24 protein-coding genes are annotated in these 25,374 nt (G+C 46.0%); 10 read left to right on the top strand and 14 right to left on the bottom strand.

The features are described 5' to 3' along the window. Positions 1–23: 23 nt before the first annotated feature. Positions 24–884, bottom strand: a complete 861-nt coding sequence (locus GQF01_RS18850) for a sugar phosphate isomerase/epimerase family protein (RefSeq protein WP_161408295.1) — start codon at positions 882–884, stop codon at positions 24–26. Positions 885–914: 30 nt separating this feature from the next. Further along, positions 915–1,973, bottom strand: coding sequence for a Gfo/Idh/MocA family protein (locus tag GQF01_RS18845; RefSeq protein WP_161408540.1), 1,059 nt, complete (start codon positions 1,971–1,973; stop codon positions 915–917). A 366-nt stretch (positions 1,974–2,339) separates the two neighbouring features. Here GQF01_RS18845 and GQF01_RS18840 point away from each other — a divergent pair, with 366 nt between their 5' ends. Continuing rightward, positions 2,340–3,110 (top strand): DeoR/GlpR family DNA-binding transcription regulator, encoded by a 771-nt coding sequence (locus tag GQF01_RS18840; protein ID WP_161408294.1) that lies wholly within the window; start codon positions 2,340–2,342, stop codon positions 3,108–3,110. A gap of 116 nt (positions 3,111–3,226) precedes the next feature. On the opposite strand, the gene GQF01_RS18835 is transcribed toward GQF01_RS18840, so the two are convergent. The 3 genes from GQF01_RS18835 to GQF01_RS18825 all read right to left on the bottom strand — a co-directional run bounded on the left by GQF01_RS18835 (position 3,227) and on the right by GQF01_RS18825 (position 6,770). Next, complete coding sequence (locus GQF01_RS18835; RefSeq protein WP_161408293.1) at positions 3,227–4,195, bottom strand: quinone oxidoreductase family protein; 969 nt, start codon at positions 4,193–4,195, stop codon at positions 3,227–3,229. A 108-nt stretch (positions 4,196–4,303) separates the two neighbouring features. Then, positions 4,304–4,726, bottom strand: coding sequence for a VOC family protein (locus tag GQF01_RS18830; protein ID WP_161408292.1), 423 nt, complete (start codon positions 4,724–4,726; stop codon positions 4,304–4,306). Between the two features lie 367 nt (positions 4,727–5,093). Next, on the bottom strand, positions 5,094–6,770 hold the full coding sequence (locus tag GQF01_RS18825) for a putative bifunctional diguanylate cyclase/phosphodiesterase (RefSeq protein WP_161408291.1): 1,677 nt from the start codon (positions 6,768–6,770) through the stop codon (positions 5,094–5,096). Positions 6,771–7,008: 238 nt separating this feature from the next. Here GQF01_RS18825 and GQF01_RS18820 point away from each other — a divergent pair, with 238 nt between their 5' ends. Both GQF01_RS18820 and GQF01_RS18815 read left to right on the top strand, forming a co-directional pair. After that, positions 7,009–7,773: a phytanoyl-CoA dioxygenase family protein gene (locus GQF01_RS18820; protein WP_161408290.1), complete on the top strand. Its 765-nt coding sequence runs from the start codon at positions 7,009–7,011 to the stop codon at positions 7,771–7,773. A 106-nt stretch (positions 7,774–7,879) separates the two neighbouring features. Then, positions 7,880–8,710: a helix-turn-helix domain-containing protein gene (locus GQF01_RS18815; protein ID WP_161408289.1), complete on the top strand. Its 831-nt coding sequence runs from the start codon at positions 7,880–7,882 to the stop codon at positions 8,708–8,710. Between the two features lie 8 nt (positions 8,711–8,718). Here GQF01_RS18815 and GQF01_RS18810 read toward each other — a convergent pair whose 3' ends face one another. Continuing rightward, positions 8,719–9,351: an SGNH/GDSL hydrolase family protein gene (locus GQF01_RS18810; RefSeq protein WP_161408288.1), complete on the bottom strand. Its 633-nt coding sequence runs from the start codon at positions 9,349–9,351 to the stop codon at positions 8,719–8,721. Between the two features lie 211 nt (positions 9,352–9,562). Here GQF01_RS18810 and GQF01_RS18805 point away from each other — a divergent pair, with 211 nt between their 5' ends. The 3 genes from GQF01_RS18805 to GQF01_RS18795 are packed head-to-tail and all read left to right on the top strand — an operon-like array spanning position 9,563 to position 13,307. After that, positions 9,563–11,047 carry a spore germination protein gene (locus GQF01_RS18805; protein ID WP_235960022.1) on the top strand — a complete coding sequence of 495 codons (1,485 nt, stop codon included), beginning with the start codon at positions 9,563–9,565 and terminating at the stop codon, positions 11,045–11,047. 27 nt (positions 11,048–11,074) lie between these two features. After that, entirely contained in the window at positions 11,075–12,169 is a 1,095-nt protein-coding gene (locus GQF01_RS18800) for a Ger(x)C family spore germination protein (protein WP_161408287.1), read from the top strand. A 37-nt stretch (positions 12,170–12,206) separates the two neighbouring features. After that, positions 12,207–13,307 carry a GerAB/ArcD/ProY family transporter gene (locus tag GQF01_RS18795; RefSeq protein WP_161408286.1) on the top strand — a complete coding sequence of 367 codons (1,101 nt, stop codon included), beginning with the start codon at positions 12,207–12,209 and terminating at the stop codon, positions 13,305–13,307. Between the two features lie 43 nt (positions 13,308–13,350). Here GQF01_RS18795 and GQF01_RS18790 read toward each other — a convergent pair whose 3' ends face one another. The 3 genes from GQF01_RS18790 to GQF01_RS18780 all read right to left on the bottom strand — a co-directional run bounded on the left by GQF01_RS18790 (position 13,351) and on the right by GQF01_RS18780 (position 16,858). After that, on the bottom strand, positions 13,351–14,718 hold the full coding sequence (locus GQF01_RS18790; RefSeq protein WP_161408285.1) for a sedoheptulokinase: 1,368 nt from the start codon (positions 14,716–14,718) through the stop codon (positions 13,351–13,353). Positions 14,719–14,798: 80 nt separating this feature from the next. Then, the gene (locus GQF01_RS18785; RefSeq protein WP_161408284.1) at positions 14,799–15,716 is read right to left on the bottom strand and encodes a nucleoside hydrolase; all 918 of its coding nucleotides are present in this window, start codon (positions 15,714–15,716) and stop codon (positions 14,799–14,801) included. 47 nt (positions 15,717–15,763) lie between these two features. Continuing rightward, on the bottom strand, positions 15,764–16,858 hold the full coding sequence (locus GQF01_RS18780) for a low temperature requirement protein A (RefSeq protein ID WP_161408283.1): 1,095 nt from the start codon (positions 16,856–16,858) through the stop codon (positions 15,764–15,766). 361 nt (positions 16,859–17,219) lie between these two features. On the opposite strand from GQF01_RS18780, the gene GQF01_RS18775 reads away from it, so the two are divergent. Further along, positions 17,220–19,598 (top strand): immune inhibitor A domain-containing protein, encoded by a 2,379-nt coding sequence (locus GQF01_RS18775; protein ID WP_407945414.1) that lies wholly within the window; start codon positions 17,220–17,222, stop codon positions 19,596–19,598. A gap of 360 nt (positions 19,599–19,958) precedes the next feature. Here GQF01_RS18775 and GQF01_RS18770 read toward each other — a convergent pair whose 3' ends face one another. Together GQF01_RS18770 and GQF01_RS18765 are read right to left on the bottom strand one after the other, a co-directional pair. Next, positions 19,959–20,312, bottom strand: a complete 354-nt coding sequence (locus GQF01_RS18770; protein ID WP_202556534.1) for a group I truncated hemoglobin — start codon at positions 20,310–20,312, stop codon at positions 19,959–19,961. A 67-nt stretch (positions 20,313–20,379) separates the two neighbouring features. Continuing rightward, positions 20,380–21,603: an MFS transporter gene (locus tag GQF01_RS18765; RefSeq protein ID WP_161408281.1), complete on the bottom strand. Its 1,224-nt coding sequence runs from the start codon at positions 21,601–21,603 to the stop codon at positions 20,380–20,382. 171 nt (positions 21,604–21,774) lie between these two features. On the opposite strand from GQF01_RS18765, the gene GQF01_RS18760 reads away from it, so the two are divergent. Then, complete coding sequence (locus GQF01_RS18760; RefSeq protein ID WP_161408280.1) at positions 21,775–22,098, top strand: winged helix-turn-helix transcriptional regulator; 324 nt, start codon at positions 21,775–21,777, stop codon at positions 22,096–22,098. A 24-nt stretch (positions 22,099–22,122) separates the two neighbouring features. Then, on the top strand, positions 22,123–22,281 hold the full coding sequence (locus GQF01_RS35955; protein ID WP_164819394.1) for a hypothetical protein: 159 nt from the start codon (positions 22,123–22,125) through the stop codon (positions 22,279–22,281). 108 nt (positions 22,282–22,389) lie between these two features. On the opposite strand, the gene GQF01_RS18755 is transcribed toward GQF01_RS35955, so the two are convergent. Together GQF01_RS18755 and GQF01_RS18750 are read right to left on the bottom strand one after the other, a co-directional pair. Next, complete coding sequence (locus GQF01_RS18755; RefSeq protein ID WP_235960019.1) at positions 22,390–22,668, bottom strand: DUF6171 family protein; 279 nt, start codon at positions 22,666–22,668, stop codon at positions 22,390–22,392. A gap of 6 nt (positions 22,669–22,674) precedes the next feature. Next, positions 22,675–24,168 (bottom strand): alpha-N-arabinofuranosidase, encoded by a 1,494-nt coding sequence (locus GQF01_RS18750; protein ID WP_161408279.1) that lies wholly within the window; start codon positions 24,166–24,168, stop codon positions 22,675–22,677. Positions 24,169–24,346: 178 nt separating this feature from the next. On the opposite strand from GQF01_RS18750, the gene GQF01_RS18745 reads away from it, so the two are divergent. Next, positions 24,347–24,505, top strand: a complete 159-nt coding sequence (locus tag GQF01_RS18745) for an asparagine synthase (RefSeq protein WP_145655641.1) — start codon at positions 24,347–24,349, stop codon at positions 24,503–24,505. Positions 24,506–24,579: 74 nt separating this feature from the next. Here GQF01_RS18745 and GQF01_RS18740 read toward each other — a convergent pair whose 3' ends face one another. Next, positions 24,580–25,359: a phytanoyl-CoA dioxygenase family protein gene (locus GQF01_RS18740; protein WP_202556500.1), complete on the bottom strand. Its 780-nt coding sequence runs from the start codon at positions 25,357–25,359 to the stop codon at positions 24,580–24,582. Between the last annotated feature and the right edge of the window lie 15 nt (positions 25,360–25,374).

Below are 25,374 nucleotides of genomic sequence, written 5' to 3'. Positions count from 1 at the left end.
TTCGCATAGCTATGAATGACTTCTTATTTCATATCTTCCCATAATCTTTTGATGTTTTGCAACCCGATCAGCGTCCCCGTTTTGCACTCTTCCATGCCTTCAAACTCCAAGGAAATGTAACCGTCATAACCAGAGTCTTTGATAACGCGGAGCACTTCTCTCATGTCAATATCACCGTGTCCCACAATAGCGCCGCGCAAGTAATTACCTTGCAAGGTTTGGAACCAGCCTTGACCTGGATTTTGGTGAGACGGACGCAGATAAAAATCCTTGATATGGACCATTGAAGCATATGAAATGTTGTTTTTCACAGCAGCTACGGAGTTCTCGTCAGCGCACATGAAATTACCTACATCCAGTGTCGTCCGGAAATTCGGACGGTCTACAGCTTGAATTAAAGCTTGAACCCGGTCACTGTGCTGAACAAAATAACCATGGTTTTCAACGCTTGTCGTAATGCCATAAGTCAAGGCATAGTCAGCAATTTGACGGCAGGCTTCCGCCATTCGTTCCAACTGTTTATTGAAATTTGCAATGGAACGGTCCGTGCTTTGCGCGACGTCGTGCCGCATCTTTTTGACGCCGAGTCTTGCCGCAAGATCAACTTCACCTTTTACCCGCTCAATTTCCTTCTGGTAAGCTTCTTCGGAATCCGTTAGAAAATTAGCGCCAATCGCGTAATTGGAGATTTCGATGCCGCGTGATTCCGCTTTCTCACGAATGCGATCCGCTAGCTCGAAGTTACCGGGCAAATCATAACCAAGCGGCACGATTTCAACATGCTCACCACCTTGATCTGCAATCCAGTCAATGACCGCCATAATATCCATTTCGCCGGACTTCAGCGCTTGAAATAAACTATACGTACTGACGCCTAATTTCATGTGAGTACCTCCATGCTAGTTTCTACCGGTCTATAATTTGATTTCTTGGCCTTTCGCAGCCGATTCATAAATACCGCACAGCATCTTCATCATGTTAACGCCGTCTTCAACAGGGCTTATCGGTGTACGGCCCGTTTGGCAGCTCTCGATGAAATGATTAATTTCATTTTGAAAAGCTTGCGGTACATTAATCGATTTCGCATCCGTTTGCGGGGACATATTCAGAATCGTATCGTTCATCTCTGTTACAAAAACAAGCTCAGGCTCAATTTCCACGCCACCCTTGTCCCCATAAAGCTTAACAGCGATCTCATCCTTTTTGGCATGCAGCGTAAAGCTGACATCAACCAGCAGAGATGCTCCATTCTCAAAGCGAATTAAGGCATTTGCCATATCTTCAACCGTATTGTGAGCCACATCATAATCAGCCGCTTTATAAAAGGAAAGATTGCGAACATTCGCGCGGTTTCCAAGCTTATTATACGTATTCCCGCTGACAGAAACCGGCTTCGGTCTGCCCATCATATACCAGCATAGGTCAATGACATGCACGCCAATATCAATCAAAGGTCCTCCGCCAGAACGCTCCGTATCCGCGAACCAACCACCAGGGTTGCCTAAACGGCGCAGACAGGACGCTTTTGCGTAATAAATTTCACCCAAATTATCGTTGTCAATGAAGGATTTGACCAGTTGAGCATTGGCATCATATCTGCGGACAAAACCTACTTGCAGCGTTTTGCCCGTTTCACGGACAGCGTCTTGAATACGAAGCGCTTCCTCCACCGTTTTGCAAAGCGGTTTCTCTACGAGAACGTGTTTGCCAGCGCGCAAGGCTGCAATGCTGATCTCAGCATGTGTATTATTCCATGTACAAATACTAACAGCATCTATGTCTGGATTAGCGAGCAATTCATGATAGTCCGTATAGATATTCTCAACGTTATACTTTGCTGCTTTTTCCTCAGCTCTTTGGCGATTAAGATCGCATACTGCATATAAATTAGCGTTAGCCTGTTTCACGTAGGAATCGAAATGCAACTCGGAAATCGAACCTGCTCCAATTACACCAATATTCAACTTGTTCATACTCATAGCAATTTCTTGCCTCCCTTGGTTGTCTTATAAACCTAGAATACCATGGTTTTCACCTAGGTTGAATGTATAGAATGAGCAAGTGCATGGACTATTTGTTCAAAATAATAAAAGACCCAGCGCCAATCGAAAGCAGCGCCAGGTCCATTTCTCAGCTCACATCGACACTGTTTTCGAGTTCATCCGGCCAAACAGCAGGAAACAAATCCAAGGGGTGATTGCCTATGGGCTTTCTTTGTATGCGTTTGGGTATATTATTGCTGCCAATTTTGTTATACTCTAATAACCAATCAAACAAACGAGAACAAACACAAATGCACATCACTAATTTTTTGAAAAATGATAGAAGGCGGGAGAACGATGTTATCCGAGGTTAGACATTCCAAAATCATCGAACTGCTTAATCAGGCAGGATCAATCAAGGTTTCTGAGCTGAGCAAAGCCTATCAGGTGACGGAAAAAACCATTCGCGAGGATCTAGAGAAATTAGAAGCTTCCGGTATTTTGAAAAGAGTACATGGAGGAGCGGTTCTCGTCGAAAGCTCGAATTCGATGCTGCCGATTCACAAACGAAGAGTCCGCCAGCAAGCAGAGAAAGAACAGATCGCCGCGGAGGCCTATCAATGGATTGAGGACGGCCAGATCATATTGCTCGATGGAGGCTCTACGACGCTGGAGCTTGCGAAGCTCATCCAATACCGCAGCTTAACCGTCATTACGAATGACACGAAAATAGCCGCTACTTTAGCGGAAAGTCCTCATATTGAGCTATGCATATTAGGCGGATATCGCCGCAAAGGCACTTATACGATCATTGGGCCTAGCGCCATTCAGATGGTGGATGAGCTTAATGTGGATATTGCTTTCCTTGGATGCACGGGCATCGACTTGGAACGTGGCATCTCTGTATTTCACCGGGATGAAGCAGAGCTGAAGAAGCGAATGATCAAAGCTTCGAAGAAGAAGATTCTTCTCACCGATCATACGAAATTTGATCAGACTGCGCTGATTTCGTTTGCTTCGCTGAAGGAGATTGATCTATTGATCACGGATGCTGAGGCCGACGATACGTTAATTGCGAAGTATTCGGAGCAGGGCCTTGAGGTGCGCCGAGGGAATGCTGAAGGGTAGTTAACAAATTGAAAAGACGAGAAACCACAGTTCTTCTATTTCGAGGTACTGAATGAATAGGGCCATCGCACCCGCGAAGATGAACATTCACTTCGCGGGTGCAATGGCCCTATAATTTATGGGATGAGCAAAATTTTCCCTGTGCTCTGTCTACTCTCAATTAATCGATGCGCCTCAGCCCCATCTCTCAAAGGAAAGCTCGTCACGCCGCCCATCAGAATGACGCCATCGCGCAAGGCTTGGTACAAAGCCTCCGCGCGCTCAATTCGATTAGCCAATGAGGTCACATGGTTCCACAAATCGCCGCCAGTTAGTGTCTTGGAAGAATCCATGAGCATTCTTGGATCTACATGCGGCGGATCTCCACCTGCCATGCCATAGAAAACGACCGTCCCCTTCGTTCTCACAGCCGCAAAGCTTTCCATCAACGTGGAGCCAACGGAATCGTAAACAACGCTAGCCCCCTCATTCTCCTCCGTGAAACGAATCACTTCTTGCGCCCACTCCGTGTCGTAACCGAAAACGACATCCGCCCCAGCTTGCAGAGCGGCGGCCTGTTTGGTGGCCGACGAGGTCAAACCGATGACTCTTGCCCCTTTACTCTTGGCGAGTTGAATCAATAGTTGGCCAACGCCTCCCGCTGCGGCATGAACGACGATATCATCGCCTGCCTTCACCAAATAGCTGTCATTGATTAAGTAATGCGCCGTCATGCCTTGAAGAAGGATGCCAGCGGCTTGTTCGAAGGTAATATCGGATGGCACCGGTATAGCCCGTTCAACAGGCACGACGACCAGCTCACTGTTCGCATAAGGGACGTCGCAGAAGGCGATACGGTCGCCAACTTGAATATGTGCAACCTCCGGTGAAACTTGCTCAACGACTCCAGCCCCCTCATAACCTAGTATATAAGGTGGTTTTCCAGCCAAATGATAGTTTCCGCGTCTACGATACACATCTGCGAAATTGAGTCCAATCGCCTTGGTTCTCACAATGATATGCCCTAATGCCAAGCTAGGATCAGGGATTTCTGCATATCGAAGCACTTCTGGTCCGCCAAATTGTTCAAATATTAATGCTTTCATCGTTTCCCTCCAACACGCTCGTCTTTCATCAAAATTGTATCATACCCCCTCTTTATTGCAAAAAAAGCCCCCCAATTCAGTTGGTCTGAAAAGGAGAGCACTGCGATGTTACAACGGGTTTTCTCCCGTGCTTTGGAAAAACTCAAGGATTTCACCATTCAAGCCTTTAACAAAAGCAATTCTAACCGGCGTAGATGGATTGCTGCCTAAGACAGCGTCCTTGGGGTCTATAGTCACAACCGCGCCAGCGGCAACCGCTGCAGCAACCGCTTTGTCTACATCATTGCTGCGGAAAGCAACGTGGAAGTAAGAACCTTCAGGCTTCTCTTCACCTTTTCCTCCAGCAAAAACCTCCATATAGTTACCGTCTCCGGCGTCCAGCAAGATGATTCTTTTGTCGCCTTCACCCCAGCTTGTCTTTACGGTAAACCCTAAGCCTTCGGTATAAAATTTCACTGTAGCTTCAAAATCATTCGCTCTTAACGCAAGATGGTGAAAGCCCCCGCCGCCTATTTTCTCGTTAGTACCCACTTGAAAAGCCTCCTTTGTAATCAGAACATGCCCTACCTTCACGAGTATAACTGATTGCCAGGTGTTAGAAAATGAGTTACTTCGAGGTAACTAAGTTAACTTCACGTAATGAGAAAAGTTATGGAGCAATCGGTCCCGCACAGCCACCTTCCACCCTCATCTGCCAATAACAAATGTCAAAAACCCTAGCGAGAATATCGCTAAGGTTTACTGAACGGAACTACAGGGCGCTATTCTGCATCCATGACACGTATTTCGGGTGAAACTGGCACTATAACGGACCACAGTTCCTCTCGCACTAGGAAATCGTGCTTTTACAGCGGAATAGCGGACTGTAGTTCCCCATAGCCATGCGTGAGAGCACCACTCATTCTCGCGTAGTAATGCCAGCTGCTCGTCCTATCTCCGTCTGCTTCGGAAGTAAATCTCGATTCATCGGCCTATTGATATAATAGCCTTGAACGCCCCAACATCCCATTTCCTTCAGCATCATGTACTGCTCATACGTTTCAATGCCTTCGGCGATAACTTGCAACTGCAGTGCGCTGGCCATAGCCAGCATCGCAGCGATTAACGGAGCATTGCCATCCGCAACGAAGGATCTGTCAATTTTCAATTTATCAATTGGCAGCAAGGTTAACATGCTCAGCGAGGAATAACCGGTTCCAAAATCATCCAACGCGATGGTAAAACCATGAGCACGCAGCCTATGCAGTGTTTGCTGAACATCCTGCATCGAATGTACGGTCGTGCTTTCCGTAATTTCAAGCTCTATGGAAGGAGGAGCAACCTCCTCTTCCCGAACGATTTGCATAATTTGATCAACGAAATCTTCTTCGTTCAACTGAACCCTGGAAATGTTGACTGATAATTTAAACTCGTCACCATATTCCTTTTGTAGAAGATGCCAATCCTTGCAGGCTTGCCGAATTACCCAGTACCCAATATCAACAATTAACCCTGTTTCCTCAGCAACAGGTATAAAGTTATTGGGTTGGACGATCCCCCTGGCGCTGCAATTCCATCGCAATAGCGCCTCCGCCCCGATCACCACTTGCTTCGCCGGATGATAGATCAGCTGATACTGCACATACAGCTCCTCTTTTTCAATCGCGTGTGAAAGCGCAAGCTCGTGAATAAAATTTTCAACATGATCGTATTTGTAAGCGGCTTCGTAAATGTGGAATCTTTTTCTCCCAGCACCCTTAGCCTTATATAAGGCAATATCCGCTTGCTTAAGCAGGGTTTGAATAGTCTCATCTGCCACTTGCCGAGATACCCCAATGCTCACACTTAACTTCATTTGCCGATCGTTAACGTTGAAAGGTTTCTGAAAGAGCTGAATAATTTTATCCGCGGTCTGTTCTGCTATCTGTTCTGCGGTCTGTTCTGCCAGCTCCAATTCTTGACTGGCTACAACGATAAACTCATCTCCACCCAGACGTACCAGTATATAAGGACTGCCAAACTGTTGAATGAGACGATTCGCGACCTCTACGAGAACGGTATCTCCTACATCATGCCCGAACATATCATTGATATTTTTGAAATCATCTAAATCAAGCAAGTACAAGGTTGCAGGATGCATCACATGCTCGAACAAGTATCTCCGGTTGTACAGCTTGCTAAGCTCGTCATGATACGCATAATCATAGAGTAAATTTTCATGAATTTTACGTTCAGTAATGTCACGCGTTACGGTGAATATATAGGTCAGGTTATCGTTTTCATCAAAAATAGGGGTCAGAATGCTTTCCCCGCTTAACATGCCATTAGGCAGCACAAAACCATCTTCATATTTAACCGTACGCCGCTCTTTAACCACTCTCATGTATTTCTTATGTAAATAGTTGGCCATATGACTTGCATTCGTATCAAAAAATGTCAGCCCTACGTCTTCCATGGTTCTCCCACTAAATTGTGTCGCAGACCGGTTCACGTAGTAGTACTTCAATTCGGCGCCATCCACTCTCATGATGTAAATCGAATCTTCAATATCATCAAGCATGTGTAGGAGTAAGCTTGCATCTAGTAATTGTTTCATTCGTTGACCCCTTTACCCATCACAACGTCTATATCTATTGCTTGAAATTACAAAATATACTATTCGCCAAACATGGCTGTATTCCTCCCATTTTGGCGATTAGCGACATTCACCAGGCGCCTTACAAATAATCGTTTTGTGCTATTCATAATCGTTTTCGTCACTTATGTTTTTTTCGTCGTCATCTTACAATAAGGTTATAAGGAATTCCAAACTAACTTTACTGGAGGTTTTGCAAATGATTACTAAAGGAAGCCCCTTCTCCATCGACCAATTTCGCGACGAAGGTTACAGTGGTCCCCTGCAAGGATTATCTCTGCAAGAAGCCGATATGTACTATAGTCGTTTTTTTGATGTCATAAGCCAGTCCAAGTACGAACCCGGTCCAACCAAAATGAATCTATCCGCATGGCATCAAAACCATCATTGGGCTTATGAACTGGCCACCCACCCTAGCATTATTACAGCAATGAAGCAAATACTCGGTGAAGACCTGGTTCTGTGGGCGATGCATTTCTGGTACAAGGAACCTAATAATGATAAATTTATTCCCTGGCATCAGGACATCAACTATTGGCCCATGGAACCTGCGATTAATGCAACCGCATGGGTAAGTCTTGGCTGGTCCATCCGTGAGAATGGCTGTTTGCGGGTCATTCCGGGAACTCACAGAGCTCATGTTGCGCATGTCTCTACAGGAACGGATCAAAGTGCCTTCTCAGAAGGCTTGCCAGCTGAAGCCATTGACGAGTCTAAAGCAGTTGACCTCGAAATGTCTCCTGGTCAAATAGCCTTTTTTAATGAAGCAACGTTCCATGGCTCTGAAAAAAATAGCTCAAACATACCTCGCGTAGCTTTCTCTGTTCGCTACACAACACCTGAAGTGAAGTTCCTTATGGAGGAATGGGGCGGTGACACATCGCGTATTCGCACCTATCTGGTACATGGGGAAGACAAACCTAATCGGAATGAAGCCATTCGGGGTACCATACCGCAGAAATAAACGAGGTCGTCAGGAATAGCTGACCGGAAGTTCTTTTTTCAGGGACTCTCTCATGCTACAATGGGCTAAAAAGACAAGCGGAATGCAAAGCGAGGTGGCTGGTACTTTGAACTCTTATCAATTGATTATTGACTCTCTCGATATTCGTTTCTTGCATATTAAACAGTACGAACTGGACTACAAATGGCAAGCCAGTCACCGCACGCTGCATCATTCCGTTCTGTGGATCGTGCAGCATGGCAGCTTCCTGCTGGAAGTCGATCAAATCCGGTATACCTGTAAGGAAGGTCAGATCTGCATCCTGCCTGCTCATACCGATATTAGCTATCATGCGATTTCTAGTAGGCTTGCGCTGACTAGTATTAATTTCGATGCTGAAATCTCTCTACTGAGCAATCGAAGCTGGGGGCATGTGCTTAATTTGCCTGTTGTATTCGATCAGGCGCAGCACAGTGTGCAGTCCCCGATTCATGATATGCTAACCCATATCGGGGACAATTCCCCGGTGATTTCCCTCCTCATGCAGTCCTCTCTCCTGCGCATTCTCTATGAATTGATGAATCGCGAGATGGCGGATCAGCCGATTTCTCCCTATACACACATGGATAACCGCATTCATACGATCATCCATTATTTGCTCTCCCATCCGAGCCGCATGCCTGAAATTAGAGAACTTGCAGAGCTTGTGCAGCTAAGTGATTCACACCTGCGCAAATTGTTTATCAAACAGACCGGCCAAGCACCGCTCCATTTTGTACATAGTTTAAAAATAGAGCAAGCAAAAAGGCTCCTCGCTACAAGCGTGAAGCCGATCTCTCAAATCTCTTATGAGCTTGGCGTAGACAATGCCAACTATTTCACCCGGATGTTCAAGGCCAAATCCGGTCTCACTCCGCTGCAATATCGTCAGCAGTACGGATTATGGCTGAATGACTAAGAAGCTGTTTACTCCACAGCACCTACGGCTTGCAGCCAAGCTTTGGCAATAAGAGCATGCCCGGCAGGAGATGGGTGTACGCCGTCCGGCGCCCAGAATGCGCTTTCAGCTCTCGTAGAAGCTTGAGCAAATAAACCATCCAAACACACTAGACGTGCATCGAACTCTCTGGCTAATTCACGGACCACCGTGATTTTGGGATCAAGGTCTTCTCTCCACTGTTTGCGATCTTCGGGTACAGGCAGCACAAAAGGTTCAATAAGCACAAGCTTTGCGCCTGTCTCTGCTGTTTGCGTCAGCAAATCACGGTAGCCCGCTTCGTAACTCTCCGTCGAGGTCGGATCATTACGATCATAACGTCTCCACGTATCGTTAATTCCAATATAGATAGATACTAAATTCGGCTTCAAATTCAAGCAGTCTTGATCCCAGCGCTGCTGCAAATCCACCACACGATTGCCCGATATTCCCCGATTGAGGAATTGCACCTGTTTCTCCGGATATTTGGCCGAGAATTGAGCCGCTGCCATCAGGGCATAACCTCTACCCAAATCATTGCCGTTATCACGAACTCGTCCTGCATCTGTGATGCTGTCTCCTTGAAATAAAACGACGTCCCCTTGACCAATCCATGCTGACATGTGAATGTTTCCTCCCCTTTATCCCATTGATCCTTTTGAAACTACCAAAAGTTGCCTAGAGTATAGCACAGGCTAATAGGGCTATCAATTGTAATAATTGACTAAATAAACTAGTTAACATTCATTCCCTAAACAATTAGGGGAGCAGATGCATAAAAATCAGCAAATAACAAAAAATACCAACAAAAAGGAAGAATGGATGACATGCGCAATGCTGAATACGAAGGCCGAAGACATTGAACAATTGCTCCAACTCGCGAAAAGGTCCAGCGACTTTACCAGCAGCACGATTGCATTCACTAAACCTCCGCTAACCATTCATTACTATAAGACGCTGATTGATGAACATCTTCTGCAAGAGCAGCTGCTGCGTGCGATTGAAAGCAACGCGGCAGGAACAGAAATTGAACATCTGAATGATTTAAAACAGCTAATAACCATTGAAGGCATTCAAATTATCGACCAAATAGCGGAAATCCAGACTAGGCTTTTTCAGGGATATGCGATTATCCAAAAAGATGCCAAAGATGCTTTATGTGCGTTAATTCCATTAATCAGTAAAGCAGGGCTGCGCAAAAGCAATGATACGGATAATGAATTCAGTGTGGTGGGACCCAAGGTTGGCTTTGTCGAAGACCTCGACATCAACCTGCACCTGCTTCGCAGCCAGTTCACGATCCCTAATCTGATCGTAAAGACGTTGACGGTCGGCAGCTTATCCAGTTCCAGAGTTGCTATCGTCTATATCGACGGCATTGCGAGCAAGGATAATGTGGCAATTATCGAGCAGCGAATAAGCGATATCGATTTTGAAGTCGTCTTTGATACTTCACAGCTAGATCAAATCATCTCTGACAATACACTCTCGCCATTCCCATTATTTATATCAACCGAACGAAGAGACCGTGTCATCTACTCATTAATTTCTGGGCAAGTTGCCGTAATGAGCGATGGGTCTCCCTATTTTATTACAGGCCCTTCTACGCTGTATGATTTCTTCATTTCGCCGGAAGATTATTACTTGCCTTGGATCTTAGGCTCTTTTTTTAGAATCATACGCATCTTCGGTGTTGTTTTTTCACTTTTTGCGTCTGCCTTGTATACGGCGATTACAACGTTTCATTACGAAGTCATTCCGCAGGATTTGCTGCAGCCGCTTATTTTCTCCAGACAGAATGTGCCGTTTTCTCCGGTATTAGAGGTGCTTTTTTTGGAAATCACCATTGAATTTCTCCGCGAAGCTGGAGCTAGGCTGCCCACCAAGATTGGACAAACACTTGGTATTGTCGGTGGTATTATTGTCGGACAAGCTGCCGTTGAAGCTGCCTTGGCGAGCAATATTTTGATCATCATCGTGTCATTATCTGCGCTGGCCTCCTTTGCAACACCTATTTACAAAATGTCAAATACGATCCGCTTTCTACGATTTCCAGTCATCATAATGTCCTCATTCTGGGGAGGAATCGGATTGATTTTCGGCATCTGCTTTATCCTTATTCATATAACTAGATTGACATCGCTCGGGAGCCCTTACACGGTACCCCTCTACCCTTTGCGGCCTATGGATCTTAGAGACAGCTTCATTCGATCTTCCTATCAATATACAAATAAAAGACTGTCCTACTTGAAACCGGAGACGATACTCCGATACATGCCTAAACCGCGGAAAAAGAAAAGCGATTGGGAGCAGGAATGAATGTACTGGAAAGGAAAGTGAGCCTGCATGGTCTATAAAGCTGTTATGGCTCTGTTCTCATGTGTACTTGTCGTTGGGTGCAGCAGCAACCAGCAGATCATCAATAAAATACAGCTTGTGCAAACGGCGGGTTATGATAAAGTTGGCGATCGCTCCCTTTGTTCGGTCATCACGTCCAACTATACGGAAAAGGGAAAAGTCAGCTCACAGCTGCTGCTAACTAGCTCTGACTCCAGTTTTGATATGATTCCACGCTTAAACACCAAAACAAGCAAAACCATTCAATACGGACAAATGGGCATGGTGATTTTCTCAAAAGCGTATGCAGAGATGGGAATCGGGCCGGTAATTAGCGGTTTCTGCCGAGATCCGAAGATAGCCAGCAGGATTCAGATGGGCGTAACGGGCATGGAGGCTTCTAAACTGATGGCTGTCGCTAATAAAGCCCAGGAATCGCTCTATCTCATGCGTATGGTTGAGCAAAATATCCAATCAGGCAACCTGCCTAGATTGAATTTCAAGCATATCTTATTTAATTATTATGGCGAGGGCCGTGATATTTTCCTGCCCTATTTCACGGTCGAAAGCGGATCAGTGAAGATTGATGGTTTAGCGTTATTTAAACATGATAAATTCGTTACGATGGTGAGTATTAGAGAAGCCTTCCTGCTTAAATTATTGACAGATTCTTCTCGAAACGGAAACTTGCTGATGCCCATGAAAGGCGATAAAGACAATTCTACGATTCACGATTACGTGCTAATGAAGAGCATTGCTTCTAAGGTACACTATCATTACAACACATCTGCCCCGGAGCCGGTCGTTGACATTGCGCTAAAAGTCAGGGTGATGGTGAAAGATATTCCGAGCTGGCTGAAGTTCAATACGAAGGAAGAGATGGATGATTTTGAAAAACAACTCGGCAAGTATTTAGAAAAAGAAGTCCAGGACTTCATTGCGCTCTGCCAGTCCAAGAAGGTAGATCCAATCGGGCTCGGCGATTTCGTCAGAAGCCGAACAAGGAGCTGGAATGAAAAGGATTTTTACGAAACTTACCCGCAGCTGCGTACGCATGTAACCGTTCAATTATCTGTCGAGCAAAGCGGTGTTGGAGAATTATAAGAGCGGTATGAGTAACAGGGGGGGGGGATTTACAGCAATGAATCAGGAAGCACATAAAAAATTCTCGGTTTCTCCTTACCTACTTTTTTTCATTATTTATTCCAGTGTGATAGATGTTGGTATGATGTATTTTCAGCGTGATCTTGTCAAAGATGCTGGGTACGATGCTTGGCTTTCCATATTAATTGCGGCTGCTGCCGTGCATCTCATCATCTGGATGATGTATAAGATTCTATCGAGCCTTAATCAGACGGATACAACGATTATATCTCTTAACCGCCGCTATTTCGGTAAAATTATTGGGACAGGCCTTAACCTCGTCATAGCGTTATATTTTAGTTTTGGCGCTTTCTGTACATTTAGAACCTATATTGAAGTCGTTCAGATTTGGATATTTCCCTACATGCAAATGATGCCAATTACGTTGGTTGCGCTTGTACTTATTTATTACACCGTATCTGGTGGTTTTCGAACGGTTACTGGTGTAAGCTTCTGGGCAACATGCAGTATTTTTCTTTTTATTGCACCGCTGACAATAATGGTTATTTCCTATTTGCATCCACAAAACTTGCTGCCTCTCCTCAATCATTCGACTGTGCAAATCCTCAAGTCTACCGAAACCATGTTTCCTCACTTTCTAGGATTCGAAGTGCTCTTGGTCGTGTATCCATTCATCGAGCAGCAGTCGAAATCACAGAAATGGGCGCAGTTTGCCATTGCCACCGCAATCTGCATGTACATGCAGGTGTGCCTTGTTGCGTTCATGTATTACAGTCAGGGGCAGATTATTCACATCATTTGGCCGACACTGAACATGATTTCGATTGTCGAATTTCCATTGATGCAAAGAGTGGAATATCTTGTAATCTCCATCTGGTTTGTTAAAATGTTAGCCAATATCTCGATAAGCGTGTGGTCATCTACACGCAGTTTGAAGCTTGCCATCCACGCGAATCCACGTATTTCCTTGATCATCATCCTTGTGTTGTTCATTGTCGCGCAGCTTATTGTCACAGATCATGACCGGTTACAGTCAGTGAATTATTTCTATGGCATGACAGGCATCTATTTCACTGCCGTGTTCATTCCCCTCATGTTTATCATCACGCGGTTTAAAAAAAGAAAGAGGAGTCCGTAGCATTCTCATGCTCCCTTCTCCTCTTTCGTGGTTACTTCTCATCCTAATCGCTCTTTTGCATCTTATGAAGTGCCTTTGCATAATCGCTATAAATTCCGCTTCCAACTGCGGCATGAACAGCAGCGCCAAATGCAGCTTCCTCTTTCACTCTTGCGAACTGAAGCGGCAGCCCCCATTTGGTTCTGGCTAGCTGCTGCATAGCCCCATTCTTGCGTATCCCATTGCCAGAAGCTGCTAGCCTTGTTAACGGACCCAGAAGTTCAGCTGGAAGGGATTTCGTGAACCCATCCAATTCATCCAGGATGCCATGCAGAAAGCCCGCAATTAGCTTCCCGGGATTAAAATTATTGGGCCCAATTCCTTCAATGCTTCCAGTCCTATGCGGATGCTCTCTTGTGCCGTAAAACTGCGTCCCTACCTTAAGCGGAGGCACTGAATCTATGAGTGCCTCTTCCGCCAATCGATTCATAGTTTCGTAGAGGCTTCTATCATCTAGCAATCCGAATGTGCTAATCACCTCACGAAAAAATTGCTCAAGCAGCTCATACGATTTCCCTCCACTGAGCGAAGCTCCCACAAGCAAGTACCCCTCATCCATGAAAGGGCGCGTTTCTAGATGTGAGCATTCGATATATGCTGGCGAATAGATCGATACTTGCGAACCTGTACCGATATTAACAAGCAAGGTTCCTTGGAAAGAAGGTACAGCACCCAAAAAGCTGGCCTGGTTATCACCGATTGCCCACAGCACCTTTTTCCCATCTGCCGTTTCTCCAGCTATTGGATGATGATGGGCGAGCTCAGGCAGGAATTCAGCATCCATCCCCGCTGCAATTAGCTTTTCTTTGTCAAACTGCCTGCCGGGTAGTGTGAAAAGACCTATGCTTGCTGCATTCGAGCTGTCGATGCGAGGTGTCTTCTCATCGCAAAGCCGCATGGCCACATAATCACCTATCGTACACAGCTTCGCTGCACCGTTCGGAAGATTCCCCTGCATCGTCAGATAGAAATGGGTAACTAAACCATATCCGGTATGCAAATCATAGCCAGTAAGTTCACTTAACTTAGAGGCATACGATCGGCCTGATTCCAAAAGCAGTTCGCCACGGCCATCCTGCCAAGTCACAAGTGGGCTGACTGCACGCCCTTCTTGGTTAACATACAACACGCCGTGCATCTGACAGGAGATCCCAATTACTCGAACATCCTCCCAGTTATCCTGACATTCTTCAATTAACGATTGAACATGCTTGACAATCCTGTCCGCATTCTGGGCACGTTCCCAAAGTTCCTTCGAAGGCAGCGCAGCATCATTCTTCGTGGAAACAGTCCGTATGACGCGCCCATCCTCAGCGCTAGTCACGATGAGACATATGGATGTCGTGCCGATATCAATCCCCGCTAAGTACATAAGCTTAGCTCCTCACATGTTCCGAGGGGCGGTACCGATTGTACGGCCTCGGAAGGAATAAATGGAATCGGCGTTAAACCTCAGCCTTCCAGCTTGCTGAAGAAATCCCTAAACACACGGTCACGCCGAACAAAGTGAACATACCGAATAAAGTGCCGCGAAGCATCGTAACTGTAGCGGAAATCCTCCGACAGAATCGGACTGTGCACGAGCTCATTGGGCAGCCAGCTTTCCTCCACCAAATAAGCTATCGTCGCAATATCCCAAATCACACGGGAATAGGCAAAATGGTCCTTCGCACACTTCTCATAAGTTTCATAGAGATACTTCCCAATTTCACCTTTGTCCAACACAAACTCACGCACTTCCGGCAATGTTGTGAGCAGGTGCGAAGTGACGCCCATACACGGAATTAATACGAGCGGCACGCCGCAATTAAGCACAGTTCGAGACGCGTGCAAATCCTGCGCAAGGTTGAATTCCTTAGTATCAGGCCAAGACAGAGCATGCCCGCCCAACCAGACGACGACGATTTTCTCAATGATGCGCGGCTCCATCAGTATCGCCGAAGCAACATTCGTAATGGCGCCGATTGCCACCACATAAAGCGGATCATCCTCAGGGGAGGCCATCGCCCGCTCCACCAAGTTTCTCGCCGCATCGCTATCTTGCGGAGATTCCGCTCCAGATAAATATCCCGTCGATCCGCGATAAATCGGGACTTCTGACATTTCCGGCAGCAGGGCAGCTATTTTCTGCAGTTCTTGATAGCTTTTCTCCATGCCATCTGCTGGTCCATCTGACAATTCATTATGAAATGGAGCCGCATAAAAAGCCTCAATCTGCAGCTGCCCAGGGGATTTCAGCGCATATACGACAGCGAATTGATCGTCGATTTCATTATAGGTATCCGTATCAAGCACCATGCGGACTTTTTTAGTTGGATGAGCTAGTCGCTGCAGCAGCTTTTCTTGCGTTATTTTCGGAAATGAAATCATTGAGCGGTACCTCCCTTGAATACTTGCCTATTTGCATTCTTGGACAACTAACGGGTTGCTAATCTCGCATAAACCAGAAAAAACAGCGCCACTTCAGCAATAATCACATAGTTAGGTACAACCACAAACAAATCTATCACAAAAAAACCACCAAGAATCCCTAAAAATAAAACCAAATGAATCGGTCTTAGCTGAAGATGCTTATGCCTGTACCGATGAAAAATGACCGTCGTCGAGACGAAATACATCAGAACGGAGAGAAATACCATCGTCAAAATAAAGTGGTAGTTCAATTCCTTCAGAAATAGCAGCTGAATCGATGCCGCGATGGTACTCAGAGATAAATAAACGAATAAATGACCGTAAATAATCGTTTGCCCCACAGTTTGCAGCGCCTTATCTACTTTCCTCTCGATATTCTCAAAATACTGCCACCAAATGGCAATGACGAGTATAAAAGCTAATGCTGCGAACATAATCGAATCCCATGTGCCGTTGCTATTCTGTAAAACTGCCAACGTGCTCACCACTAATTCTCCTAAAAGAATCAAGGTAAACAGAGCAAAACGCTCCAATAAGTGATGCGTATTAATAGGCGTATGTACCAAGATCCGTCTACCGATGACCGGCAGAAGAACATCCACCGCAATTCCCGCGTAAAGAATCAAATACCTCACCCAGGAGTCGAAAAATAACGATGCACTTGAAATCACGATTCCTATCCAAAACCGCGTCCCCAGATACCGTGCTGTCGCTGCCCGGTGGGATACTTCACCTTTGTGAATCGCTAAATACTGAATAGCTGTCAAAAACCTCGAGCCTATGTATCCTATGAAAAATGGAACGTAGTACCGATCAAAGTCCGTAGATAAACTGAATGTCATAATAAGCACAAAAAACAGCTGCAGGATCATGTAAATTCGGTGAGTGAACACATCCTGCCCATATCGGTTGTTAAACAGCGTCTGCCCTACCCATGCCCACCAGATTGGAATAAAAATGAGTATAAATTTGAGGATATACTCAAGTGAAATCGTCCCGTGGTCCGCATGCAGCAGCACATGTGTAGCCTTAGAAACGGCCGCTACAAACAGCAAGTCGTAAAAAAGCTCCAACCACGTTACTTTCTTCGCTATGTTCATATCAGTCCCCCATTTAATAGATTCATATCGCTTACTGCCTATATTATACCGAACTAACGGGGGATGATTGTTATTTTTTTTGAACGGGCAGATCCACTTTTAGAAATTGTTGAAATGGGTCTTTTCTTGGGTCGAATGACATAATGAGAACCTCCTGATAACCCCTTTTTGGATAAATTACCCTCTTTCATTCCCTTTTATTCTACATAATCCACCCCTACAAACAGCCGGAAAAGTCGAATAAGGAAATATGTGGTAGGTCAAATTGTGCAGGTCTAGCAGCACTTACTAGAATTGGGAATCTATTATTTAATTTAACTGTACAACGGTCAATTAAATTTTCTAGTAGGAGGTTTGATTATTGAATAAAACCATTTTTAAAATGACCCACGTGTTTTTCGCAACAAGTTTAACCGTAGGACTATTTGCATCCACGGTGTCCGCAGCAGAAACCGACTACTCAGAAGCGCTAGAGGCTCTGGACGCACCACCGATCGATGCCATGATCGTGAACGATGAGCGTCTGGCCAAAGGGCTAATGGACCGTGGGCTTTTAACCAAAAGCGCAACACCTGAACAAATCTCCAAAGCGGTAAAAAGCTATTTATCTGTCAAAAATAAGAAACTAGCAAACTCAAAAACAGATCAGAAGAACAGACTGCATGATGAAATGGATAAAAAGTCAAAAGACTTTGTCGCCAAACAAAAGGTCAAATTATTATCGCAGATGAATCACGGCATGGATAATCTCAAAATAGGAAACGGAAACGGCATCCCCATACCATCCGCAAGGCAAGATCGCTATAACGGCCCTGTTCGCGAGGACAAAGTTCTTGTTCTTTTGACAGAATTCGCGGACCTCAAACATAACAACGTGAAACAAGAGCCTGGTTTCATGTATGCCAAAGACTTCAGTCCTGAGCATTATCGCAAGCTCATGTTTGGGGATAAGGATTTTAAATTGTTTGACGGTTCGAAAATTCAAACCTTTAAACAATACTATGAAGAGCAATCCGGTGGCAGCTATACAGTTGATGGCTACGTTTCCGATTGGTTAACGGTTCCTGGCAGTGCTGTTCAGTACGGAGATGATAATCCCGCTGGCGGACATGATAACTTAGCCCCGCTTGGTCCTCGTGATCTGGTGAAAGATGCACTTCAGGCTGCTGTTGCCAAAGGCATTAACTTAGCCGATTATGATAAATTCGATTTGTATGACCTTGACGGCGATGGCAATCAAAATGAACCCGACGGCCTAGTCGACCATTTGATGATCATCCACGCGGGCACGGGTCAAGAGGCTGGCGGCGGAGCCTTAGGCGACAATGCCATTTGGTCTCATCGTTGGACGCTGGACGGCGTGTACCCAGTTGCGGGCACATCAACACCTGTCAACTATTGGGGCGGTAAAATGGCCGCTTACGATTATACGATACAGCCTGAAGATGGGGCAGTCGGCGTATTTGCTCATGAATTCGGGCATGACTTGGGTCTGCCGGATGAGTACGACACCCAATACACAGGGCAAGGCGAGCCGATTGCTTCTTGGTCCATTATGAGCGGCGGCAGCTGGAATGGAAATATTGCCGGCACCACACCGACCTCTTTTTCACCGCAAAATAAAGATTTCTTCCAGAAAACGATGGGCGGCAATTGGGCCAACGTGGCGGAAGTCAACGCTTCTGACATTAATCAATTGGGCAGAGCCGCGATCATTGATCAAAGCGTAACGAAGTCGAAAAACCCTGCAATTGTCAAAGTCAATCTGCCGGATAAGGCCGTACAAGGCATTCAACCCGCATTTGGCTCCCGTTACTATTACAGTACAAAAGGCGATAACTTGCATACGACACTATCCACACCAGAATTTGATTTGACGCAGGCAAAAACCGCTACCTTTGATTTCAAATCCTTATATGAGGTTGAATTCGAATACGACTATATGACGGTGACTGCGGCCACTTACGATGGACAAGAAGTAACGTTGGATGTTATCGGCGACAATGATACGAACGGTGACGCGCGCGCCGAAACCTCGAATGGAACCTGGGTGGACAAGTCCTACAACCTAGCACCGTTCATTGGTAAAAAAGTGACACTGAACTTCGACTATGTGACTGACGGCGGGCTGGCTTTGAACGGTTTTGCCATGGATAACGCCAAATTAACGGTAGATGGGAAAGTAGCGTTCTCTGATGACGCTGAAGGAGCTCCTGCTTTTAAACTGGACGGATTCGTTCAATCGAATGGGATGGAATTCAAGAAGCACTACTACTATCTGGAGTGGAGAAACTACGAAGGAGCTGATAAGGCTCTAGCGTTCAGCCGCGGTGTCAAATACAATACAGGACTCGTCGTTTGGTATGCCGATGACAGTTACTTGGATAACTGGGTTGGCATTCATCCAGGCCAAGGCTTCCTTGGCGTTGTAGATTCTCATGCTGCGGCACTGGTGTTCAAGAAAGATGGACAAGATTCTGTCTCTCAAACAACCCGTTATCAAGTCGCGGATGCGGCTTTCTCGCTGGATAAAACACCTGCCTGGTACGTTAATAATGAGACGAGAGGCGAATATAACTACAAATCTCTGCCAGGCGTTGAGGAATTCTCCGATGCCAAGTTATATTCGAATACGCTCATTCCAGATGCGGGCCGTTTAGTTCCGAAATTCGGTTTGAAGTTCCGAGTAATCGGTGAAGCGAGAGACAATTCTGCCGGATTGATTTGGATTCACAAGTAAGATCACGGAAAACTCGATTCGAACTTTAGAAAATAACTTCCTTCTATTTTCATTGGATGAAATCCAACAAGAATAGCGTACAAACGCATTCATTCTACTTTTGATTGGATGAAATCCAACAGCAATGGATAAAAAGGCGATATAACCTTCAAAATTCATTGCTTCGCTGGATTTTGTCCAATCAATCACGCATGTAGGCTTCTAAAATCGCATGTTCGTTGGCATTCATCCAATCAAAGAAAAGAGCTAGGCACACATACAAGTGGCCTAGCTCTTTTTTCATTCTTGCGGTGCCTGTCTCGCAGATGCTATCATTGTTCCTTCTGCGACAGTGCCCTGCTCTTTTTGCCACAAGCCTGCTTATTTATTGAGAATATCATCTTTAAGCGAAGCAACATGCGTAATCACTTGATCAATGTCTGATTTCGGCACATCAAAATGCGCAAGAGCCTCCGAGAGATGGTTGGCAACGGCATTGAAATGCACGGGCTGCAGATTCATTCCTTTATGAGCTCTAGCCATCGAGAGTCCCGAATATTGATTGGGTCCACCTAAAGCGAAGGAAATAAACTTGGTTTGATGCTTGCGTTGTTTCTCCATATCCGTGTTTTTAAAAAACTCGTTCACCGTATCATCAGCTAAAATGAGCTCATAGAAATAATCCACCACTTTAGCGATGGCTGGAGCTCCGCCAACTTTTTCGTATAATGTCATTGTTTGATCCACAGAGTTCATCCTTTACAAGTGAGTTCTATGGATACTCTTCCCTGAATGATTAGATTCATTCCTGCATTTTTCTTTTCTCCAACTTGGCTGATACACCTGTTAGAATCACGGCAACCAAGACCATCAAGCCGCCAATCCATGGCGTGTGCTTAAGTCCGATAGAATCGACAACCACTCCACCAATCAGAGAGCCTAGAGCGATCCCGATGTTGAAGGCTGCGATGTTCAAGGCAGAGGCAACGTCTACAGCGGATGGCACATATTTTTCGGCAAGCTGCACGATATTTAACTGTAGACCTGGCACATTCATGAACGCGAGCAGCCCCATCAGGAAGATACCAATCAAACCTGCCACTTTGAAAGGCAGCATGAAGGTAAGCAAGATTAGAATAGCCGCGTGAACAATGAACATCCAGAATAAGGCGCGAAGCGGATTGTGATTGGCCCATTTTCCACCAACAGAATTACCGATCGCTACCGCGACCCCGTAGACAAGTAGAACAATAGAAATGACACGTGTATTAAGCCCTGTTACATCTTGCAAAATAGGGGTTAAATAAGTGAAGGCAACAAATGTCCCTCCATATCCAAGCGCCGTGATGGCATATCCCAGAATCAATCGGGAATTCGTAACTAGACGGATCATGTCCGAAAACTTAGCAGGTGGTGATTGTTTTAAATTTTTGGGTATTAATGCTGCACTCGCAATAATCGCAATAACACCAAGCAATGCAACACCCCAGAACGTTGCTCTCCAGCCTAACGTCTGTCCAATAAACGTTCCAAGAGGTACTCCGGTAACGGTTGCGACCGTCAAACCTGTGAACATTAAGGCAATGGCGCTGGCTTTTTTCTCAGGCGGAACAAGCTGGACAGCAATTGTCGCGCCAATCGAGAAAAAGACGCCATGTGAAAAGGCGGTTATAAAACGAGCGACCAGCAGAAATGAGAACGATGTGGAAAGCGCCGCAGCGACATTCCCAACAATGAAAATGACCATGAGAAGCATTAACAATGTTTTGCGATTCATCCGATTGGTGAGCGCAGTCAGGATTGGTGCACCAAGCGCCACCCCGATGGCGTAACCGGAGATCAGGAGTCCAGCGAGCGTAATCCCGATGTGCAAGTCATCTGCGACAGATGCCAGCAGTCCAACGGGAACGAATTCTGTCGTTCCAATACCGAAAGCGCTGATGGCCAGCGCAAGGAGCGCCCATTTCCCAGTATGCAGCTTATCTTTCTTCTGTATAGAAGCAGATGGTGCGATAGTTTGACTCATAATATCCCCCTATTTGAATGTATGTGACCTGCGCAACACTTTACTTTTGTTGCCTGAGTGTTATTATAGGATCACAAGAACTATTTGATAAGTACGCACTTTGAAGTTCTATAGGTACTATGAGGTACTATAGGCACTTAAAAGTTCCTATCCTAAATACGGAGGTAGACTATGCCCTATAATATTCCCGTTGAAGCAACGCTTGATGTCATCGGCGGCAAGTGGAAGGTCGTCATTTTATGCCATTTGGATAAAGGCGACAAACGAACAAGCGAATTAAAGCGATCAATGCCTGATATTACCCAGAAAATGCTTACCCAGCAATTGCGGGAGCTTGAGCAGGACGGCATGGTGAAAAGAACGAGCTATGAGCAAGTGCCGCCCAAAGTTGTCTATTCACTAACACCGTATGGTTGGTCATTCAAGCCTATACTGGATGCAATGTGCGCTTGGGGAGAGCAGCATATTCAGCAGAACGAGCTAGTTGAAGTCTAAAGACAACAATTGGAGGCGATCGATGTGAAAATCATGATTTCAGCCGCGGAAGCTATTGAAAAAGGCGTGTGGAACGAGATTTTGCGTCTCTTCGGGAGAGATAAAAACGAGGAAATATGGCCCAAAGAGGAATTCATTTTGACAGAAGAGCAAGCCATCCAATTGAAGTTGATTAAGAAGTAATGGGCACCGAAGGCTTTTCAACACGAATAAGGCATTCTGACAAGTAGTTTTCCTACTTCCAGAATGCCTTTTTTTGCATATGTGTATAGGTTGGGTTGTACACCTTCTCTACGCCTTATAACGCTGCCATCCCGTCGCACCTGGATATGGACAGCTTTTATCCCGCAGCTTGGCGGTAATTCGCACAATACATCCGCATAGCGAGCATGTATGCCCGCTAACGAGCTTGGGACATTCGCTGCACAGGCTTAACCGCTCGTGGTATACCGAGTCAGGGACGCAGGCTTCTGCGGACTGAAACATAGGCGCTTGCAGCATCTTGTCAATTTGGGCAGCCGTAATCTTGAAATCCTCCCGGCATCCCTTGCACTCGCGATTCCCCAGCATCATTTCCTACTCCGCAGTCAATTCCAAAACCGTGACGGACATCGGAGGAAGATCCGCGCTAATCACCTGATCGACCAAGCTGAACGCGGTGAATTCCGTTGGCGCTACTTTGTTTGTCTCTTCGAAGGTGTTATGTCCGTCCATTGTGTCTGAAGTCAATGTGCTTCCTTTCACTGAGACAAACTTGTTGATTAAGCCGCGGAGTTCTAACTCCACATTTGCGCTGGCTTGATGATCCAAATTGCAAAGGCTGATGTGAACGCGGCCCTCTTCATCTTTGGAAGCCGAGACAGAGATCTGCGGAATGGCTTGTTTTCCTTCGCCAAGCTCTTCAATGGATAGGTGTACATCCAAGAGCTGCGCGTCCTGATGAACCTTATACATGTCGAATACATGATAGGTTGGCGTTAGCACCATTTTCTCCCCTTCCGTAAGGATAACAGCCTGCAGCACATTCACCAGCTGAGCGATGTTCGCCATCTGTACGCGGTCACAATGCTCATTAAAAATGTTCAGCGAAATCCCTGCGACGAGCGCATCGCGGATCGTGTTCTGCTGATACAGGAAGCCCGGATTCGTTCCCGGCTCCACATCGTGCCACGTCCCCCACTCATCAACGAGCAGCCCGATTCGCTTATCAGGATCATATTGATCCATAATGGCAGAATGTTTGCTAATCAACTCTTCCATGAACATGGCTTTCTTCAGCGTTACGTGCCACATGTCTTCTGGAAACCCAGTTGCTGCCCCTTTTTCCTGCCAGGAATCGCCGGGAACCGTGTAATAATGCAATGTAATTGAGTCCATAAAACGATGCGCCTGCTTCATAAGTGTTTCCATCCAGTGATAATCGTCCGTGTTCGGTCCACAAGCAATTTTATGTATGCGGTTACTGCCGTAGTTGCGCACATAGGTCTGGAACTGGCGGTATAGATCTGCATAATATTCAGGCCGCATGTTCCCCCCACAGCCCCAGTTCTCATTCCCCACGCCAAAGTATTTCACTTTCCAAGGAGCTGGTCTGCCGTTGGCCTCGCGCATTTCGGCCATCGGAGACACACCCTCAAAGGTCAAATATTCGACCCAGTCGGCCATCTCCTGAACGGTCCCGCTCCCTACATTGCCGTTAATATAGGGCTCGCATTCTAACATCTCGCAGAGCATCATAAATTCATGCGTTCCAAAATGATTATTTTCCACCACGCCGCCCCAATGGGTATTAATCATTCGTTTCCGGTTTTCTTTCGGACCGATGCCGTCTTTCCAGTGATATTCGTCTGCGAAACAGCCGCCCGGCCAGCGTAATACGGGGATTTTCATCTTCTTTAACGCAGCAGCGACATCGTTGCGAATCCCATTCGTATTCGGAATTTCTGAATCTTCGCCCACCCATAAGCCTTCATAAATGCACCGTCCCAAATGCTCGGAAAAATGCCCATAAATATTGCGATTAATCGTGCCTTTCGCGCGATCGGTATTAATGGTTATTCGGTTAGTCACAGAAATTCGCTCCTTAAATTAATAATTTTATTAATCAATAAGTAATTTCATGAATTCAATTATTATCATAAGTTGATCGAATTGCTTTTGCAACCGTTTTTTTCTGAACGGATAATTTTCGCTCTTTTGTTCTAAAATAAGCTTTGTCTTTCCAATAAAACCAATGGGAGTGATACACATGCGTGAAGGTTTAATCCCTGCTGTTCTTGGAACTGTCGTAACGGCTTCTGCTGCTTCTTTACTTGGAGGCAAGTATAAGCTTGCAGCAACTGGTGTGCTTGGATTTGGCCTGGCTCATGTCGTTCTAGGGGCTATTGACCTCATCGAACATCGGTAGTACTGGGAAGGCCCGCAGATGGAAGAAAGACCTAACGGATATTTTCCGTTAGGTCTCTTTACGTTGAATGAAACTTACACATTCAATATATAACGTGCAGCTGGGCTTATTCGGTCATAAGTACTCTTGCGAATATACGCGGCCTGGTCGAGCTGCTGCTTATGCTCCCTTGCCGTGAAATACGCATGCAGTGCCCGCCGCGTATTGGCTGTTTGGTTCAGCGTACCGCCATGCCAAAGGTGCGAATTGAACACGCCGACGGAGCCGGCAGGTGCAACAATCAATTCCTCTTGCGGGTGAGGTGCAAGAGGATCAATGCCGTGCTCTTGCGGATAGCCGGGCAGTCTGTGCGTGCCCGGTACGACGCGGGTAGCCCCGTTCTCACGTGTAAAATCATCGATCAGCCAGATTGAATTGCACACGTGGAACGGCTCGTGCTCTTGACGTGCGCCCCAATCGGCGTGCAAAGCCTGCAATCCGGCACCAGGGATAGCATCGCGCGCGTTCAACGAGGAAAGCATAAATTCCCGCTGCAACACGTGATAGATGGCTGCCAACAGTTTCGGATGCGTATATACACGATCGAAGCATTCGCCTTTATTCACAAGGTCGGAGAGCCTACGTGTCCCTTCCTCCTGATGCACCTCTTTCCCCGCGTTCATCCCTTCCTTATCCATCAGTTCCTCATACTTGGCGCGTACATGTTCAAGCTCATCTGTCGCCAGCATTCCTGTAAACAAGACGAAGCCCCTCTCGTCAAGACTCCTTTTCTCCTCAGCAGTTAATAGATCGTCCGTAACGTCTAGTGCTAGCAAAGCCTCTTCGATCTTGTGAATAGCTGTGTTTGGATTCACGCTTATACCTCCCTT

Origin of the sequence: Paenibacillus silvestris, from assembly GCF_009882985.1 — a bacterium.
Classification (GTDB): domain Bacteria; phylum Bacillota; class Bacilli; order Paenibacillales; family NBRC-103111; genus Paenibacillus_E; species Paenibacillus_E silvestris.
Note: the sequence above shows the minus strand (reverse complement) of the source record. Positions and strands in the feature narration are given on the sequence as shown.

What these genes read in the sequence shown, in the direction of transcription:
- GQF01_RS18800 (WP_161408287.1), top strand. Translation starts at nt 11,075, where the DNA reads ATGGTCTATAAAGCTGTTATGGCTCTGTTCTCATGTGTACTTGTCGTT.
- GQF01_RS18770 (WP_202556534.1), bottom strand. Translation starts at nt 20,312, where the DNA reads ATGACATTATACGAAAAAGTTGGCGGAGCTCCAGCCATCGCTAAAGTG.
- GQF01_RS18840 (WP_161408294.1), top strand. Translation starts at nt 2,340, where the DNA reads ATGTTATCCGAGGTTAGACATTCCAAAATCATCGAACTGCTTAATCAG.
- GQF01_RS18760 (WP_161408280.1), top strand. Translation starts at nt 21,775, where the DNA reads ATGCCCTATAATATTCCCGTTGAAGCAACGCTTGATGTCATCGGCGGC.
- GQF01_RS18785 (WP_161408284.1), bottom strand. Translation starts at nt 15,716, where the DNA reads ATGATTTCATTTCCGAAAATAACGCAAGAAAAGCTGCTGCAGCGACTA.
- GQF01_RS18795 (WP_161408286.1), top strand. Translation starts at nt 12,207, where the DNA reads ATGAATCAGGAAGCACATAAAAAATTCTCGGTTTCTCCTTACCTACTT.
- GQF01_RS18825 (WP_161408291.1), bottom strand. Translation starts at nt 6,770, where the DNA reads ATGAAACAATTACTAGATGCAAGCTTACTCCTACACATGCTTGATGAT.
- GQF01_RS18850 (WP_161408295.1), bottom strand. Translation starts at nt 884, where the DNA reads ATGAAATTAGGCGTCAGTACGTATAGTTTATTTCAAGCGCTGAAGTCC.
- GQF01_RS18755 (WP_235960019.1), bottom strand. Translation starts at nt 22,668, where the DNA reads ATGCTGGGGAATCGCGAGTGCAAGGGATGCCGGGAGGATTTCAAGATT.
- GQF01_RS18835 (WP_161408293.1), bottom strand. Translation starts at nt 4,195, where the DNA reads ATGAAAGCATTAATATTTGAACAATTTGGCGGACCAGAAGTGCTTCGA.
- GQF01_RS18810 (WP_161408288.1), bottom strand. Translation starts at nt 9,351, where the DNA reads ATGTCAGCATGGATTGGTCAAGGGGACGTCGTTTTATTTCAAGGAGAC.
- GQF01_RS18765 (WP_161408281.1), bottom strand. Translation starts at nt 21,603, where the DNA reads ATGAGTCAAACTATCGCACCATCTGCTTCTATACAGAAGAAAGATAAG.
- GQF01_RS18845 (WP_161408540.1), bottom strand. Translation starts at nt 1,973, where the DNA reads ATGAACAAGTTGAATATTGGTGTAATTGGAGCAGGTTCGATTTCCGAG.
- GQF01_RS18820 (WP_161408290.1), top strand. Translation starts at nt 7,009, where the DNA reads ATGATTACTAAAGGAAGCCCCTTCTCCATCGACCAATTTCGCGACGAA.
- GQF01_RS18805 (WP_235960022.1), top strand. Translation starts at nt 9,563, where the DNA reads ATGCTGAATACGAAGGCCGAAGACATTGAACAATTGCTCCAACTCGCG.
- GQF01_RS18780 (WP_161408283.1), bottom strand. Translation starts at nt 16,858, where the DNA reads ATGAACATAGCGAAGAAAGTAACGTGGTTGGAGCTTTTTTACGACTTG.
- GQF01_RS18790 (WP_161408285.1), bottom strand. Translation starts at nt 14,718, where the DNA reads ATGTACTTAGCGGGGATTGATATCGGCACGACATCCATATGTCTCATC.
- GQF01_RS18745 (WP_145655641.1), top strand. Translation starts at nt 24,347, where the DNA reads ATGCGTGAAGGTTTAATCCCTGCTGTTCTTGGAACTGTCGTAACGGCT.